The organism is Enterobacter genomosp. S (assembly GCF_001631805.1).
Taxonomy (GTDB): Bacteria; Pseudomonadota; Gammaproteobacteria; order Enterobacterales; family Enterobacteriaceae; genus Enterobacter; species Enterobacter quasihormaechei.
This window is the reverse complement of sequence record NZ_LVVA01000001.1, coordinates 654,715-670,925: the sequence shown is the minus strand read 5'-3', so window position 1 is coordinate 670,925 and position 16,211 is coordinate 654,715. Positions and strand designations below refer to the sequence as shown.

Genomic DNA, 16,211 nt, shown 5'->3' with positions numbered 1-16,211 from the left:
ATCAGAAGGACCAGGCAATGGCAAATCACAGCCGTGCAGGACAACCTGCACAACAACGCGATTTGATTAACGTCGCTCAACTGACCGCGCAGTACTACGTGCTGAAGCCGGTTGTGGGCAACGCAGAACACGCAGTGAAGTTTGGTACATCTGGCCACCGCGGCAGCGCGGCGCGCCACAGCTTTAACGAACCGCACATTCTGGCCATTGCTCAGGCCATCGCGGAAGAGCGCGCGAAAAATGGCGTCACCGGTCCGTGCTATGTTGGGAAAGATACCCACGCCCTGTCTGAACCTGCTTTTATCTCCGTGCTGGAAGTGCTGGCGGCAAACGGCGTAGACGTGATTGTTCAGGAGAACAACGGTTTCACGCCAACGCCTGCGGTGTCTAACGCTATTCTGGTACACAACAAAAAAGGGGGCGCGCAGGCTGACGGCATTGTGATCACCCCGTCCCACAACCCACCGGAAGATGGCGGCATTAAGTACAACCCACCTAACGGTGGCCCGGCAGATACCAACGTCACGAAAGTGGTGGAAGATCGCGCCAACGCATTGCTGGCTAATGGCCTGAACGGCGTGAAGCGTATCTCGCTGGATGAAGCCATGGCCTCCGGTCATGTGAAAGAGCAGGATCTGGTGCAGCCGTTTGTGGAAGGGCTGGCGGATATCGTCGATATGGCCGCGATTCAGAAAGCTGGCCTGAAGCTGGGCGTGGATCCGCTGGGCGGTTCCGGTATCGAATACTGGAAACGCATTGCCGAGCACTACAAGCTGGATCTGACCATCGTGAACGATCACGTCGATCAGACGTTCCGCTTTATGCACCTGGATAAAGACGGCGCGATCCGTATGGACTGCTCCTCTGAATGCGCAATGGCTGGCCTGCTGGCGCTGCGCGACAAGTTCGACCTGGCCTTTGCCAACGACCCGGACTACGACCGTCACGGTATCGTTACCCCGGCAGGGCTGATGAACCCGAACCACTACCTGGCCGTTGCCATCAACTACCTGTTCCAGCACCGTCCGCAGTGGGGCAAAGAGGTGGCGGTTGGTAAAACGTTGGTCTCTTCCGCCATGATTGACCGCGTGGTCGACGCACTGGGCCGTAAGCTGGTGGAAGTACCGGTGGGCTTCAAGTGGTTTGTTGACGGCCTGCACGACGGCAGCTTCGGTTTTGGCGGTGAAGAGAGCGCGGGTGCGTCCTTCCTGCGCTTTGACGGTACCCCATGGTCAACCGATAAAGACGGCATCATCATGTGCCTGCTGGCGGCGGAAATTACCGCGGTTACCGGTAAGAACCCGCAGGAACATTACAACGAGCTGGCGGAACGTTTTGGCGCGCCAAGCTATAACCGTATTCAGGCGGGCGCCACGTCTGCGCAAAAAGCAGCCCTGTCAAAACTGTCTCCGGAAATGGTCAGCGCCAGCACGCTGGCAGGTGATCCGATCACCGCGCGTCTGACGGCGGCACCGGGCAACGGCGCGGCCATCGGCGGCCTGAAGGTGATGACCGAAAACGGCTGGTTCGCGGCGCGTCCATCCGGTACGGAAGATGCGTACAAAATCTATTGTGAAAGCTTCCTCGGCGCTGAGCACCGTCAGCAGATTGAGAAAGAAGCAGTAGAGATTGTCAGCGAAGTGTTGAAAAACGCGTAAGTGCGGTTTGTGTGCCGGGCGGCACTGCGTTTGCCCGGCCTACAACAGCGATCGTAGGCCCGGTAAGCGTTGGCGCCACCGGGCTTTTTTTAGCTATGTTTGTTCTTCAGTTCAAATCTCGGCGACACCAGACCGTACAGCGTCCAGCCCATAAAGGTCACCATCGCGCCATACAGCATTGCTTCCTGGCCGGACGAGTAGAGCGCGTAGAAGCTATAAATTGCGCCAATCAGCGCCACGATATTGGCCGCCCGGGCTTTGCGCGGATCCACCTTCGCCACCTTCTGAATAATCACCAGCGCCGCCATCGACAGGATGTACGGAATGATGTTCGTCACCACCGCCAGGTTGACCAGCACGTTAAACTGGCTGTTCAGCGACGGGCTGATGGTCATGAGTGACAAACCGCTCTGGAAAATCACTATTGTCAGCATGCCCTGTACCGGCGCATCCGCTTTGGTGACGCGGGAGAAGATTTTCGGGAAATACCCTTCGTCAGCTGAGGATTTAAACACCTGAGCGATGGTGAACTGCCAGCCCAGCAGCGAGCCGCAGCAGGACATCACCATCAGCCCCATAATGACTTTCCCCACCTCCGGCGTAAACATCTGCGCAAACGCCAGCCCGAACGGTGCCGTGGAGTTAGCCAGATCCATGTTGGGCACAATCCCCGCAATCACGTTGGTCGAGATGATGTAGATCACCGCCGCGCCCAGCGTTCCGCCGAGAACCGCGATGGGTACGTTCTTCTCCGGATTTTCCACCACTTCCGCATTTGCGCAGGCCGATTCCAGTCCGAGGAAAGCCCAGAGCGTCATGGCGATGGACGAGCCCACGGCGGTGAAGAACGGCACGTGGTGCGGGTTCCAGGCGTTGGCGTACAGCGTCGGGCTGAACCAGAACCAGCCGATGATGCACAAACCGACCACCGGGATAATCACGCCCCAGACGGTGATGCTGCTGAGTTGTCCGGTGATGCGCGCGCCGCCAAAGTTGGCGACGGTACAGATCCACAGCACGCCGATGGTTGCCAGCCCAATCTGCACCGGGGCCAGCGTCGCGCCAAACAGCTCCGTGCCGTAACCGACAGCGGAAATGGCAATCGCCACGTTAGCGATCAGCAGCGACACGCCATAGGTGTAGTTCGCCATAAAGTTACCGGACTTACCGAACGCATATTCGGCATAGCCCCCCATCCCGCCTGACTTGCGGCTGAACATTCCGCACTTGGCAAACGCCCACGCCAGCGCCATCGAGCCCACGGCGGTCACGAGCCAGGAGATAATCGAAATGGTCCCTACCTCAGCAAGCTTGGTAGGGAGCATGATGATCCCGGAACCCATCATGTTCACCATGGTGAGAATAGTGAGTTGCACTACGCCCATCTTGTTGGCTTTACTCATAATTTTTCTCCTTTCAGCAGCGCTGGCTGAGCGGCAGGTTGTTTGATGACGTAGCAGCGCACCTCTTTGCGCCCGTCACGCTCCTCGACGTAAACCCCCTGTAACTCCGGCGCAAAGCCCGGCAGCAGGTTGATCCCGTCTTCCAGCGCGGCAAAGTAGCGCAGCACGGAACCGCCCCAGACTTCACCCGGCACCACGCACAGCACCCCCGGTGGGTAAGGCAGCGCACCTTCGGCGGCGATACGGCCTTGTGCATCGCGTAGGGATACCAGCTCGACCTCACCGCGCAGGTACGCGTAGTTCGCCTCCTGCGGGTTCATCATGACGCGCGGGAAGTGAGACTTACGGAACATCTCTTTTTGCAGTTGTTTCACATTGTGGCGGGCATAAAGGTCATGCATCTCCTGACAAATCTGGCGCAGGGTGTAATCTGCGTAACGATCCGGATGTTGCTTACAGAGAGAGGGCAGAACCTCTTTTAGCGGCACATCGCTCTGGAGCAGTTTTTCGAAGCGCACCAGTTGAGCGACGAGCTGCTGCAATTTGCCCATGTCCTCCGCCGGGGTGAGCAGGAAGAGTATGGAGTTGAGGTCGCATTTTTCCGGCACGATGCCGTTTTCACGCAGGAAGTTGGCAAGGATGGTGGCGGGCACGCCGAAATCATCGTACTCACCGGTACGGGCGTTGATGCCCGGCGTGGTCAGCAGCAGCTTGCACGGATCGATAAAATACTGATGCTCGGCATATCCCTCGAATGCGTGCCAGCGTTCGCCCGGAACGAAATGGAAGAAGCGCAGATCGGTGGCGATTTCCGCCGTATCCCAGCTTTCCCACGGACGGCCGTCCACCGTCTCCGGCACGAACGGGCGAATAAACTGACAGTTCTGAAGGATCAGTTTCCGCGCGTCGATACCCGTCACGACGCAGTCCATCCACATGTTGCGCCCACTTTGCCCCTCGTGCATGCGGGCGTTGATATCCAGGGCGGCAAACAGCGGATAAAACGGGCTGGTGGAGGCGTGCATCATGAAGGCGTTGTTGAGTCGCTTATGCGGGACATAGCGCGGCTGGCCTTTGATATGGCTGTCCTTCTTATGGATTTGCGAGGTTTGCGAGAAACCCGCCTGCTGCTTATGCACCGACTGGGTAACCAGAATGCCCGGATCGTTTTCGTTCAGCTCCAGCAGCAGCGGCGAGCAGTCGGCCATCATCGGGATAAACTGCTCGTAACCGACCCAGGCGGAGTCAAACAGAATGTAGTCACAGAGGTGACCAATCTTATCCACCACCTGACGGGCGTTATAGATGGTGCCGTCGTAGGTGCCCAGCTGGACCACCGCCTGGCGGAACGGACGTTCATCCCGCGCGCGGCCAGGCGCGACTTCTGACACCAGCTCCCGGAGGTAGCTCTCTTCAAAACAGTGCGCGTCGATACCGCCGATAAACCCGTACGGGTTGCGCGCCGTTTCGAGATAAACCGGCGTCGCTCCTGCCTGTAACAGCGCGCCGTGGTGATTAGATTTATGGTTATTGCGATCGAACAGCACCAGATCGCCCGGCGTGAGCAGCGCATTGAGCACCACCTTGTTGGATGAGGAGGTGCCGTTCAGCACGAAGTAGGTTTTATCGGCATTAAAGACCTTTGCCGCATGCTGCTGGGCGATGCAGGGCGCGCCCTCGTGGATCAGCAGATCGCCCATTGCCACGTCGGCGTTGCACAGATCGGCGCGGAATAGCGTTTCGCCAAAGAAATCAACAAACTGATTCCCCGCCGGATGGCGGCGGAAGAACTGGCCTCCCTGGTGCCCCGGGCAGTCAAACGCGCTGTTCCCCTGCTGGACGTAATCGACCAGCGCGCGGAAGAACGGCGGGCGAAGCTGGGTTTCGTACTTCTGCGCCGCCGCTTCAAGCTGGCGTCCGTAGAATTCATTGCTGGTGTCAGAGTACTCAAAAACGCCGTGAATACGGGACAAATATTCAGCCGGAACCCTTTCTTCTTTATGGGTGGCAATAAACACCGGAATACCAAATCCCGTGGCGTCTATTTCTTCTATGGCGCCGGTGAAAATATCGCTGACGGCCAGCACCACGGCTGCCACATCAATATAGTCCGATGCGCTGACATCCACAATTTCACGCGACGTGGTAAAGCATTCAGGACAGGCACGGCTGACGGCAATTTTTAACGTTTTCATCTTTTTCTCTTTATTTCAGGCAATGTGGGGCCCTCGACTTCTTGCAATAAAGAAATCGATTATTTCCGGGAAAAAAAAGCAAAGCGTGGCCGCTGATACGAAATCAGTTAATTGCTTTTTGCTGAGTAGAATTCAGTCTGCCCGGTTGCGGAGAATCTGAATTGCAGAAAGTAAGCGCAGGTGTTCACAGGCAAGTGCCTGTAAATAAGCAAGTTTCAGGAAGGCCTGTAAGCAGATGCGCCAGAAGTCGAAGGACTACCGGGCGTTGAAGAGATGAAAGTCAAAACAGTTACGGTGGGCAAACATCATGATATGTGTTGTCCGCCTTATATGGGGCATTAAACGATTATTGTTTTCCATGTTCAGTTTCCTTTCAGTAATTGAAAGCACGGTCATTTTATCCAGGAAAAAAGGTTTAACTGTGAATCAGATCACCATTAACCGATCATTTGAGAAATAATTAGTCATTTTTGATGAATAACGCAGATCAAAATGCTGTTTTGTTGGCTTGGTGTTAAATTGGTGTTTGAATTGTGTTTGGGAAGGGCGAATATAGCCATGAAAATAACCTCTGCATTATTTTCATGGCATATTCAGGTTGATGACTTTCTTTATTTAAGGTCGATTTGAATACTTATTCAGATCATAAACCGATAGCCAATACCGGTTTCTGTTAATAAATGACGCGGACGCGCGGGATCTGCTTCAAGTTTCTGGCGAAGGTGTCCCATATAAATGCGTAAATAGTGACTATGCTCAACAGCATTCGGCCCCCAGACCTGGTTTAGGAGCTGTCGCTGCGTTAGCACTTTTCCATGGTTGTTGAGCAGCACGGCCAGCAGACGAAATTCGATGGGCGTGAGGTGAACCTCTTCTTCTCCCCGCACAATGCGGCGGGCAGCAAGATCGACGCGGATATCGCCAAAGGTGTACACCGGATCAGAAGGGGTTATGGCACTGTGTCGGCGCAGCGCCACACGAAGCCGGGCCTGTAGCTCGCCAATGCCAAACGGTTTGATCAGATAATCATCCGCTCCGGCATCCAGCGCGGCGATTTTATCCGCCTCTTCGGTGCGGGCTGAAAGCACCAGAATCGGTATCTGGCTCCACTGACGCACTTCGCGAATAAAATCAATGCCGTCGCCATCCGGGAGCCCCAGATCCAGAATCACCAGGTCCGGCTTGCGGGTCGCGGCTTCGATTAACCCCCGTTGAAGCGTACCGGCTTCATGAACGCGCAAACCGTCGCCTTCCAGCGCGGTACGCAGAAATCGGCTGATAGCGAGCTCATCTTCAACAATCAGAACGTTAATCACATATCCTCTGGTAAATCATCAAGTTCTGGTGGAGTTTCAAGAGGAAGTGTAACACAAAAGCGTGCGCCACCTTCCGGGCGGTTCTCGGCTGAAATGGTGCCGCCATGCACGTCGACAATCGCCTGGCAGATCGCGAGCCCCAGCCCAACGCCCGGAATGGCGGATTCCTTATTGCCGCGCGCAAATTTTTCGAAAATGGCGCGCTCCTGACCCGCCGGAATACCCGGCCCGGTATCCCAGATCTCAAGCCGCAGCGTCTGCCTGGCTACCCCGGCGGTGATCCCAATCTGCGCTTTTGCTCCGGCGTATTTAGCCGCGTTTTCCAGAAGATTAATCAGGACGCGCTCAAACAGCGGGCCATCGACGTGAATCAGCGTCAGGGGTTCTGGCATGTTCAGCGCAATATGGCGTCCACCCAGACCCGGCTCCAGCATCTTCAGCGCGCTGCCGACCACCTCTTCAAGCGTAAGCCACTCTTTTTTGAGGTTAAAACCGCCGGACTGAATGCGCGCCATGTCCAGCAGGTTATTCACCAGGCGCGTGGTATTCAGCACGTGCTGGCGAATTTCGCTGGCCTGTACCGCATGCTTCGACCCTTCCGCCGCCAGATCCAGCGTGAGAATTTCGGACTGACCAAACAGTACGGTGAGCGGGGTGCGCAGGTCGTGGGAAAGCGCCGCCAGCAGCGAGTTGCGGATACTTTCACGCTCGCTTGCCAGCCGCGCCTGCTCTTCGCTGGCGGTAAGCGCCAGCCGCTCAAGGGCGCTGGCGACCAGCAGGGTGAAGGTTTCCAGCAGGCGCTGCTGCTCGGGGATCATCAGCTGGCGTTGGTTAGACGGCTCCACGATGACCAGTCCGTGGTTTTTATCCGCGCTGCGCAGCGGCAGGATCTGGTAAGGCACGCCGGGCAGGGTGTCGGTTCCGGCACCGGCGGGTAACCCTTTGTCGAAGCTCCAGCGGGCAATCGCTTCATCCCACGGCGTCATGCCCGAAGGCGAGGTAAGCGGGCGAAGATGTCCGTGCTCGTCGGGGAGTAAAATCAGGTTGCTGGCATGAAACGTTGAGCGGATAAACTGCTCGCTGGTCTGGACGATATCCTGCTGCGTGCGGCCGACCGCCAGCGATTTTGACATTTCGTAAAGATGTCGCGTGCGCTGCTCACGGTAGCGAGCAATGCGCGCCTGGTAGCGCACGCCCGCCGTCAGGTTCCCGATCACCAGCCCGACGGTAAGCATCACGGCAAAAGTCAGAATGTACTGCACGTCCGAGACGGCAAGCGTCCCGCGTGGCGCAATAAAGAACAGATCGAAGCTGACGACGTTGATCACCGTTGCCAGCACCGACGGCCAGCGGCCGTAAAAGAGGGCGACCACGACAACGCCCAGCAGATAAATCATGACCAGATTGGCGGCGTCGAAGGCGATGAGCCACTGGCTGGCAATCACCGTAATCAGGGCGCAGAGCACCACGGCCACCAGACAGCCGCGGATCTGCATGCGCCACTTATCGCCAAAAGCGCGGGCGTCCGGCGCGCGGTTGGGCAGGGGAGCGGGCTTGTCATCCAGCGCGACAATGACTAAATCGAGATCCGGCGCGCGGCGGGCCAGCCTGTCGGCGAAAGATTCCCGGCTAAACCAGCGGCGATGCTGACTACGCCCAATGACAATCTTGCCCAGGTTGTGCTCGCGCGCGTAGCGCAGAATGGCTTTGTCTTCCTGCGGATCGGAAAGGGTTGCGGTTTCCGCGCCCAGCTCCTGAGCCAGCCGCAGCGCGCTCAGAATGGCGCGGCGCTGATTCTCAGGCAGAGCGTGAAGCTGCGGCGTTTCGACGTATACCGCGTGCCACACGCTGCCAAACTTTGCCGCAAGCCGGGCGGCGGTGCGGACCAGCTTTTCATTGCCGCTGCCGTGGCCAATGCATAACAGAATGGCGTCCCGCGTGTGCCAGACGCGCTCTCGCCCCTGTAGGTCTCGCCAGGCGCGCATCTGATCATCAACGCGATCGGCCGTGCGGCGCAGGGCCAGCTCGCGCAGGGCAATCAGGTTTCCCTTGCGGAAGAAATGTTCGATGGCGCGTTCGGCCTGGCCGGCAATATACACTTTGCCTTCGTGCAGGCGCTGGCGCAGATCGTCCGGCGGCAGGTCAACCAGAACGACCTCATCGGCAGAATCAAAAAACGGATCGGGGACGGTTTCCCGCACCTGAATGCCGGTGACGCCGCTCACCACGTCGTTCAGGCTTTCCAGATGCTGAACATTCACCGTGGTAAAGACGTCGATGCCGGCTTCAAGCAGCTCCTCAACATCCTGCCAGCGCTTCGGATGACGCGAGCCCGGCGCGTTGCTGTGCGCCAGTTCGTCCATCAGAATGAGCGCAGGTCGGCGGGCGAGGGCGGCATCCAGATCGAACTCCGTGACCAGCCGCCCGCGATGGTTAATGCGCTGGGGCGGCTGCGTCGCCAGCCCCGTCAGCAGCGCCGCCGTCTCTTTACGGCCGTGGGTTTCCACCACGCCGATGAGAATATCAAGCCCCTGCGCCCGCAGCCGCTGGGCTTCCGTCAGCATGGCGAAGGTTTTCCCGACGCCCGCACAGGCACCGAAGAAAATTTTCAGCTTGCCACGATGGGCTTCCGCCGTCTGTTCAAGCAGCCTGTCCGGATCCGGGCGCATGGGCTCGTCGGTCATTTAGTTTTTCCTTAGCGCGTCCAGCGCCAGATTCAGCTCAATAATATTCACTACCGGCATGCCGATGAAGCTGACCAGCGGCTTTTGCGTGTGCTCTGCGACCAGCTTGCTCACCTGTTCGACGGTCAGCTGGCGGGCGGCGGCCACGCGTGGAATTTGCCATGCCGCCGCGTCCGGCGTCAGGCTGTAGTCCAGCCCGCTTGCCGACGCGGTGACCAGCTCAACCGGCACATCACGGCTGGCCTGCGGATTGGCGGCGCGCAGGGCGGCAACGCGTTCAGCGATGGTTTTATCCAGCGCGGGATTGCTGCCTGCCAGATTGCTGCCGCCGGACGCCATTGGATTATACGGGCTTTCCGCAGTGGAGGAAGGGCGTCCCTGGAAGTAGCCTGCGCCCGTGAAGTTCTGCCCAATCAGGCGCGAGCCCCGGTTTTCACCATTCTGGATAATCAGCGAGCCGTTGGCCTGGTCCTTAAACCACCACTGGCCGAGCGCCGTGGTCACCAGCGGGTAAAGCCCGCCGGTAATCAGAGACAGCAGAATAAACAACAGTATAGCGGGACGTAACATCGTCATTTGATTCACCTTTAAACCAGCCCAAACAGCGTTAACAGCACGTCGATAACTTTGATCCCGATAAAGGGCACCACCAGCCCACCCAGGCCGTAAATCCACAGGTTGCGGCGCAGCATGGCGGCGGCCGTCAGTGGCTTATAGCTCACCCCTTTCAGCGCCAGCGGGATGAGGAAGACAATGATCAGGGCGTTAAAAATCACCGCGCTCATGATGGCCGACGCCGGGGAGTGCAGGTGCATCACGTTCAGGGCGTTCAGCTGCGGATAGGTCGCCGCAAAGGCCGCCGGGATAATGGCGAAATACTTCGCCACGTCGTTGGCGATGCTGAATGTGGTCAGCGAGCCGCGCGTCATCAGCATCTGTTTGCCGATGTGCACCACTTCGATCAGCTTGGTCGGGTTCGAATCGAGGTCGACCATGTTGCCCGCCTCTTTTGCTGCCTGCGTACCGGAGTTCATCGCCACCGCCACGTCGGCCTGCGCCAGCGCCGGGGCGTCGTTAGTGCCATCGCCGGTCATCGCCACCAGACGGCCTTCCGCCTGATACTGGCGAATGAGTGCCAGCTTGGCTTCCGGTGTCGCTTCGGAGAGAAAATCATCCACGCCCGCTTCGGCGGCAATGGCGGCCGCGGTGAGGCGGTTATCCCCGGTGATCATCACCGTTTTGATGCCCATCTTGCGCATCTGGGCGAAACGCTCCTTGATACCGCCTTTAACGATATCCTTCAGGGCTATCACGCCCAGCACGCTTGCTCCTTCGGCCACTACCAGAGGTGTCGCCCCCTGACGCGCCACGTTTTCAACCAGCTTGTCCACCTCTGGCGGGAAGTGGCCATTGTTTGCCTCAATATGACGACGAATGGCGTCAACGGACCCTTTACGGATCATCCGGTCCTGAATGTTGATCCCACTCATCCGGGTTTGCGCGGTGAACGGCACGAAGGTGGCGTGCAGGCTCTGCACGTCGCGCTGGCGCAGGTTGAAGCGCTGCTTGGCCAGGATCACGATGCTGCGGCCTTCCGGCGTTTCATCGGCCAGAGAGGAGAGTTGGGCCGCGTCGGCCAGCGTTTTTTCATCCACGCCGGGAGCGGGTAAAAATTCAGATGCCTGACGATTCCCCAGGGTGATGGTCCCGGTTTTATCCAGCAGCAGCACGTCTACGTCACCCGCCGCCTCCACGGCGCGTCCGCTGGTGGCGATAACGTTCGCGCCCAGCATGCGGCTCATCCCCGCCACGCCGATCGCGGAAAGCAGGCCGCCGATCGTCGTGGGGATAAGGCACACCAGCAGGGCCACCAGCACGGTAACGCTGACCGCCGTACCGCCGTAGGCGGAGAACGGCCACAGCGTCGCCGTTGCCAGCAGGAAGACAAGGGTAAGCGCCACCAGCAGGATGGTCAGGGCAATTTCGTTCGGCGTTTTACGACGCTGTGCGCCTTCGACCATGGCAATCATCCGGTCGAGGAAAGTTTCACCCGGGTTAACGCTGCACTGGATCACCAGCCAGTCGGAAAGAATGCGGGTCCCGCCCGTTACGGAGGCGAAGTCGCCGCCGGACTCGCGGATCACCGGGGCGGATTCCCCGGTGATGGCGCTTTCATCCACCGATGCGCCGCCTTCAATGACCTCCCCGTCGCAGGGGATGATGTCGCCGGCTTCCACCAGCACCACGTCACCTTTACGCAGTTCATCCGCCGGAACGTGATCCATCTTCGCGCCATATTTAGGTTCACGTAATTTGCGTGCGAAAGCGGTCTTTTTTACCCCTTTCAGGCTGTTGGCCTGCGCTTTACTGCGGCCTTCTGCCAGCGCTTCGGCGAAGTTGGCGAACAGCACGGTAAACCACAGCCACAGGCTGATGGCGCCAGTAAAGGCTGCATTGCCCGCCAGGTGGCCCGTACCCATGGCAATCGCCAGCGCGGTGGTAAGTAAGCTCCCCATCCAGACGATAAACATCACCGGGTTGTGCCACTGCACGCGCGGGCTCAGTTTTTTTACCGCATCCATGAGGGCCTGACGAACTAAGGTCGGTTCGAGCAGGGCCAGTTGTTTACGACTCATGACAAATTCTCCGCAAAATCAGCGTAAAGAGAGATATTCCGCAACCGGGCCTAACGCGAGGGCGGGGATAAAGGTCAGGGCGCCCACCAGCAGGACGGTGCCAATCAGCAGGCCGACGAAAAGCGCGCCGTGAGTCGGTAACGTACCGGCGGTGGTCGGCTGGATTTTCTTATTCACCAGTGCTCCAGCGATTGCCATAACGGGAATAATCACGCCGAAACGACCAACGAACATGCAGAACGCCAGCAGACAGTTCCAGAACGGCGAGTTGGCGCTTAGCCCGGCAAAGGCGCTGCCGTTGTTGTTGGCGGCGGACGACACGGCATACAGCACTTCGCTAAAGCCGTGGATGCCCGGGTTAAAGATGCCGCTGCGGCCAGCCTCGGTCATCAGCGCCAGGGCGGTACCGAGCAGCACAAGGGCGGGGGTGACCAGGATTGCCAGCGCGGTTAACTTCATCTCGCGAACGTCGATTTTTTTACCGAGGTATTCCGGGGTGCGGCCAATCATCAGCCCGGCAATAAACACCGCCAGCAGAACGAACAGCAGCATGCCATACAGCCCCGAGCCGACCCCACCGAAGACCACTTCGCCAATCTGCATCAGCCACATGGGGATCATGCCGCCGAGCGCAGTGAAAGAGTCGTGCATGGCGTTCACCGCCCCGCAGGAGGCCGCCGTGGTGACCACCGCATAAAGGCTGCTGGCAAGAACGCCGAAGCGGTTCTCTTTGCCTTCCAGGTTAATATTGCTGTTGGCCCCGAGCTGCATGAAGTGGCTGTTGCCGTTCCATTCGGCCCACATCACCAGGGCTACGCAGACCACGAAGATGAGCGTCATCGCCCACAGCAGCGTGCGGCCCTGACGGCGATCGTTAACCACATCACCAAAGGCGAAACAGAGCGCGGTGGGGATCAGGAAGATCGCCAGCATCTGCACAAAATTGGTCAGTGCCGTTGGGTTTTCAAACGGATGTGATGAGTTGGCGTTGAAGAAGCCGCCGCCGTTGGTACCCAGCATCTTGATCGCTTCCTGCGATGCCACCGGCCCCATCGGCAGAAGTCCCCCGGTACCTTCAAGCGAGGTGTAAGGAGTATAAGGCAGCAGGTTTTGCAGGGTGCCTTGCTGGATAAAGAACAGGGCAATAAGCAGCGCTACAGGAACCAGGATCCAAAGGGTAATGCGCGTGACATCAACCCACGCGTTGCCGAGCGTGCTGACATTCTGGCGGGCAAACGCGCGCGTCAGGGCGAAGATCACCGCGATACCGCTGGCCGCAGACAGAAAGTTTTGCACGGTTAACCCGACCATCTGGCTGAAGTAGCTGAGCGTCGTTTCACCGGCGTAAGACTGCCAGTTAGTGTTGGTCACAAAGCTGACCGCCGTGTTCAGCGCCAGGTGCCAGGATAAACCCGGTAGCCGTTGCGGGTTCAACGGCAGGCTCCCCTGGAGCATGAGCATCGCAAAAAGAGCAATAAGCCCCACGATATTCAGCAGCAGTATCGCCATCAGATACTGACGCCAGTTCATTTCCTGGTCGTTTATACCTGAAACGCGCCAGATCACATTTTCAATCGTTCTCGTGCCCGGCAATGACGCGTTACCGATCAGCCGCGCCAGCACGGTTCCCAGCGGCCTGGAGAGCACAAACAGCACCAGTAAAAAGCTGGCAATAAGCAAAAACGCCTGAGCAGCCATCAGAATGCCTCCGCATTAATCAGGGCATAAATCAGATAAGCCATTAACAGGAACACCAGCACGATGCCGGCAATCAGACCTGCACTCACACTCCACCTCCGGGTGACATTTGTAATGGTGCTAACGGTAGGATTTACGGCGCAAAGATTTCGCAAAAATCGGGGGGAGGGGTGTAAAAAAAGTATAAAAATGGAAAGTCCACAATTTAACTATTGATAAGTAAATCGTTAACTTTTTTGTAACTTAGTTACGGCGTGAGTGTAAATATTCACTAAATGGATGAAAATAAGTGGTCGGATGAGTAGTAAAATTACACGCAAAGCGATATTATTTTATCCAGCTCACAAATTTTGAATTTTCCGGATGACGTTTCCGGCCAACTATAGGGGAGAAAATATGGATCTTTATAAAGAGTATCCGGCTCATATCGTGTTCATGCGTCGCACTTTCGCCGTAGTGGCTGGCGTACTGGCCCTGCCGGTGATGCTGTTCTGGAAAGATCGCGCGCGTTTTTACAGCTACCTGCACCGCGTCTGGGCGAAAACCAGCGAAAAGCCGGTGTGGATGGATCAGGCCGAGAAAGCAACCTGCGACTTCTATTAATACGACGCGACATCGTAGCCATAAAAAAACCGCCAATAACCATGTGGCGGTTTTTTTGTCCCTCGGGATGCGCGGTCCGTTGGGTAATCTTGCAGCCCCTACCCGGGATTTTTATCATACCCTTCTTTGAAAAGTTCGCAATCCACTTTACCTTTATAAATTCCTAATTTTATTGAAATAACTTACTTTTGGCGTTGGTGTTAATTATGATGCCACGTCCCTTTCCGCCATCTCGCAAATGGGCATCGGTCCTGGGAAAGGTGTATCCATAGCCGTAAAGCAGCCCGCCTACCCGGGCTTGTGTCCACCGATTTATCACCAGTGGTGATAGGTGGAGCGGTTAGCAGCAGGGACCGCATAGTGAAACGCTATTTATGCATTGCGTTCATTGTCGCCAGCGTACTCGTTGTAAAGAGTGATAAACCGGATGTGTTTGTTACCTTTACCTCGATAGCGCAGGACAAGTAGCGTTAAGGCCGCCTTGGGCGGCCTTTTTTATTTCATCCCGTCTACACTTCATGGCAAAGTAGTTCAATGCGTGCCTTTTTCCTTTTACGGCATGCCCTTACGGACATAATGGACAATTGCCAGGAGTTTTATGCCCACCCATCTGGTTTGGTTTCGCGCGGATTTACGCATTCACGACAACATCGCTCTCGCGGCGGCCTGCCGCGCTAAAGACGCGAATGTGCTGGCCCTGTTTATCGCCACGCCAGAGCAGTGGCAGCAGCATGACATGGCGCCCCGGCAAGCGGCTTTGCTCAGCGCGTATCTGAATGACCTGCAACATTCACTGGCCGAAAAAGGTATCCCGCTTATCTATGAAGAGGTGAACGATTTTGCCGCACAGCTTCAGACGGTGCAGGCAATCTGTAAGCAGCACGCGGTAACGCGTCTTTTTTACAACTACCAGTACGAATTTAACGAGCAGCAGCGCGACCGTCAGCTGGAGAAAACCCTTAAGGGCGTGGTCTGTGAAGGGTTCGATGACAGCGTGATGCTCGCGCCGGGCAGCGTGATGACCGGCAATCACGAGATGTATAAAGTTTTCACGCCGTTTAAAAATGCGTTTATCAAGCGCCTGAAAGAGGGGCTACCCGAGTGCGTTCCCGCGCCAGCCGTGAGAGGGGATACGATACCGGATCTGCCTGAAATCACACTGAATTATCCTCAGCAGTCGTTCGATGAAGCGTTATTCCCCGCCAGCGAGAAAGCGGCTATTGCCCAGTTGCGTCAGTTCTGCAAGCAGGGGGCGGCGGAATACGAGGCGCGTCGGGATTTTCCCGCGATTGAAGGCACCAGCCGCCTGTCGGCCTGTTTAGCGCTGGGCGTGCTCTCTCCGCGCCAGTGTTTGCATCGGCTGCTGGCGGAACAGCCTCAGGCGCTTGACGGGGGCGCGGGCGCTGTGTGGCTGAACGAACTGATCTGGCGTGAGTTTTACCGTCACCTGATGACGTATCATCCTGATTTATGTAAACATCGCCCCTTCATTCGTTGGACCGAACAGGTACAGTGGCAGTTGGATGATAAGCTCCTTCAGGCATGGCAGCGTGGACTCACTGGCTTCCCGATTGTTGATGCGGCTATGCGGCAGCTCAATGAAACCGGGTGGATGCATAACCGTCTGCGAATGATTACCGCCAGCTTCCTGGTGAAGGATCTGCTTATCGACTGGCGAACCGGAGAGCGTTATTTTATGTCTCAGCTGATCGATGGCGATCTGGCGGCGAATAACGGCGGCTGGCAGTGGGCGGCCTCCACCGGAACGGATGCGGCTCCCTATTTTCGGATCTTCAATCCGACCACGCAGGGACAACGATTTGATGCTGACGGCGAGTTTATCCGTCGCTGGCTACCTGAGCTTAAGGATGTTCCCGCCAAAGCCATTCATGAACCCTGGACATGGGCGGATAAACAGCGCGTTACCCTGAACTATCCCCGTCCGATTGTCGACCATAAACAGGCGCGCGTCGCCACGCTGGCGGCGTACGAAGCCGCCCGAAAAGCTTGAGAGAGTG

At 57.3% G+C, this 16,211-nt stretch carries 12 protein-coding genes; 3 read left to right on the top strand and 9 right to left on the bottom strand.

What is annotated here, in order from left to right; translation table 11 throughout:
- Positions 1-17 precede the first annotated feature (17 nt).
- Positions 18-1,658, top strand: a complete 1,641-nt coding sequence (gene pgm, locus A3466_RS03160; protein ID WP_063449358.1) for a phosphoglucomutase (alpha-D-glucose-1,6-bisphosphate-dependent) — start codon at positions 18-20, stop codon at positions 1,656-1,658.
- 89 nt (positions 1,659-1,747) lie between these two features.
- On the opposite strand, the gene potE is transcribed toward pgm, so the two are convergent.
- The 9 genes from potE to kdpF all read right to left on the bottom strand — a co-directional run bounded on the left by potE (position 1,748) and on the right by kdpF (position 13,679).
- Entirely contained in the window at positions 1,748-3,061 is a 1,314-nt protein-coding gene (gene potE / locus A3466_RS03155; RefSeq protein ID WP_063449357.1) for a putrescine-ornithine antiporter, read from the bottom strand.
- Positions 3,058-5,256 (bottom strand): ornithine decarboxylase SpeF, encoded by a 2,199-nt coding sequence (gene speF / locus A3466_RS03150; RefSeq protein WP_063449356.1) that lies wholly within the window; start codon positions 5,254-5,256, stop codon positions 3,058-3,060. Before speF ends, potE begins: the two co-directional genes overlap by 4 nt.
- Positions 5,257-5,511: 255 nt before the next feature.
- Entirely contained in the window at positions 5,512-5,616 is a 105-nt protein-coding gene (speFL, locus tag A3466_RS22750; protein ID WP_003858645.1) for a leader peptide SpeFL, read from the bottom strand.
- Between the two features lie 278 nt (positions 5,617-5,894).
- A complete protein-coding gene (gene kdpE / locus A3466_RS03145; protein ID WP_063449355.1) occupies positions 5,895-6,572 on the bottom strand; it encodes a two-component system response regulator KdpE in 678 nt (225 codons plus the stop codon).
- Positions 6,569-9,256 carry a two-component system sensor histidine kinase KdpD gene (kdpD, locus tag A3466_RS03140; RefSeq protein WP_063449354.1) on the bottom strand — a complete coding sequence of 896 codons (2,688 nt, stop codon included), beginning with the start codon at positions 9,254-9,256 and terminating at the stop codon, positions 6,569-6,571. The genes kdpE and kdpD overlap by 4 nt, the downstream gene beginning before the upstream one ends.
- Positions 9,257-9,832 carry a potassium-transporting ATPase subunit KdpC gene (kdpC, locus tag A3466_RS03135; RefSeq protein ID WP_063449353.1) on the bottom strand — a complete coding sequence of 192 codons (576 nt, stop codon included), beginning with the start codon at positions 9,830-9,832 and terminating at the stop codon, positions 9,257-9,259.
- 11 nt (positions 9,833-9,843) lie between these two features.
- The gene (kdpB, locus tag A3466_RS03130; RefSeq protein ID WP_063449352.1) at positions 9,844-11,892 is read right to left on the bottom strand and encodes a potassium-transporting ATPase subunit KdpB; all 2,049 of its coding nucleotides are present in this window, start codon (positions 11,890-11,892) and stop codon (positions 9,844-9,846) included.
- An 18-nt stretch (positions 11,893-11,910) separates the two neighbouring features.
- Positions 11,911-13,590 carry a potassium-transporting ATPase subunit KdpA gene (gene kdpA, locus A3466_RS03125; RefSeq protein ID WP_063449351.1) on the bottom strand — a complete coding sequence of 560 codons (1,680 nt, stop codon included), beginning with the start codon at positions 13,588-13,590 and terminating at the stop codon, positions 11,911-11,913.
- On the bottom strand, positions 13,590-13,679 hold the full coding sequence (gene kdpF / locus A3466_RS22745; protein ID WP_080473261.1) for a K(+)-transporting ATPase subunit F: 90 nt from the start codon (positions 13,677-13,679) through the stop codon (positions 13,590-13,592). Before kdpF ends, kdpA begins: the two co-directional genes overlap by 1 nt.
- Positions 13,680-13,986: 307 nt before the next feature.
- On the opposite strand from kdpF, the gene A3466_RS03115 reads away from it, so the two are divergent.
- Together A3466_RS03115 and phrB are read left to right on the top strand one after the other, a co-directional pair.
- Positions 13,987-14,193 (top strand): YbfA family protein, encoded by a 207-nt coding sequence (locus tag A3466_RS03115; RefSeq protein WP_014069366.1) that lies wholly within the window; start codon positions 13,987-13,989, stop codon positions 14,191-14,193.
- Positions 14,194-14,791: 598 nt separating this feature from the next.
- Entirely contained in the window at positions 14,792-16,204 is a 1,413-nt protein-coding gene (gene phrB, locus A3466_RS03110; RefSeq protein WP_063449349.1) for a deoxyribodipyrimidine photo-lyase, read from the top strand.
- The last annotated feature ends 7 nt before the right edge of the window (positions 16,205-16,211 follow it).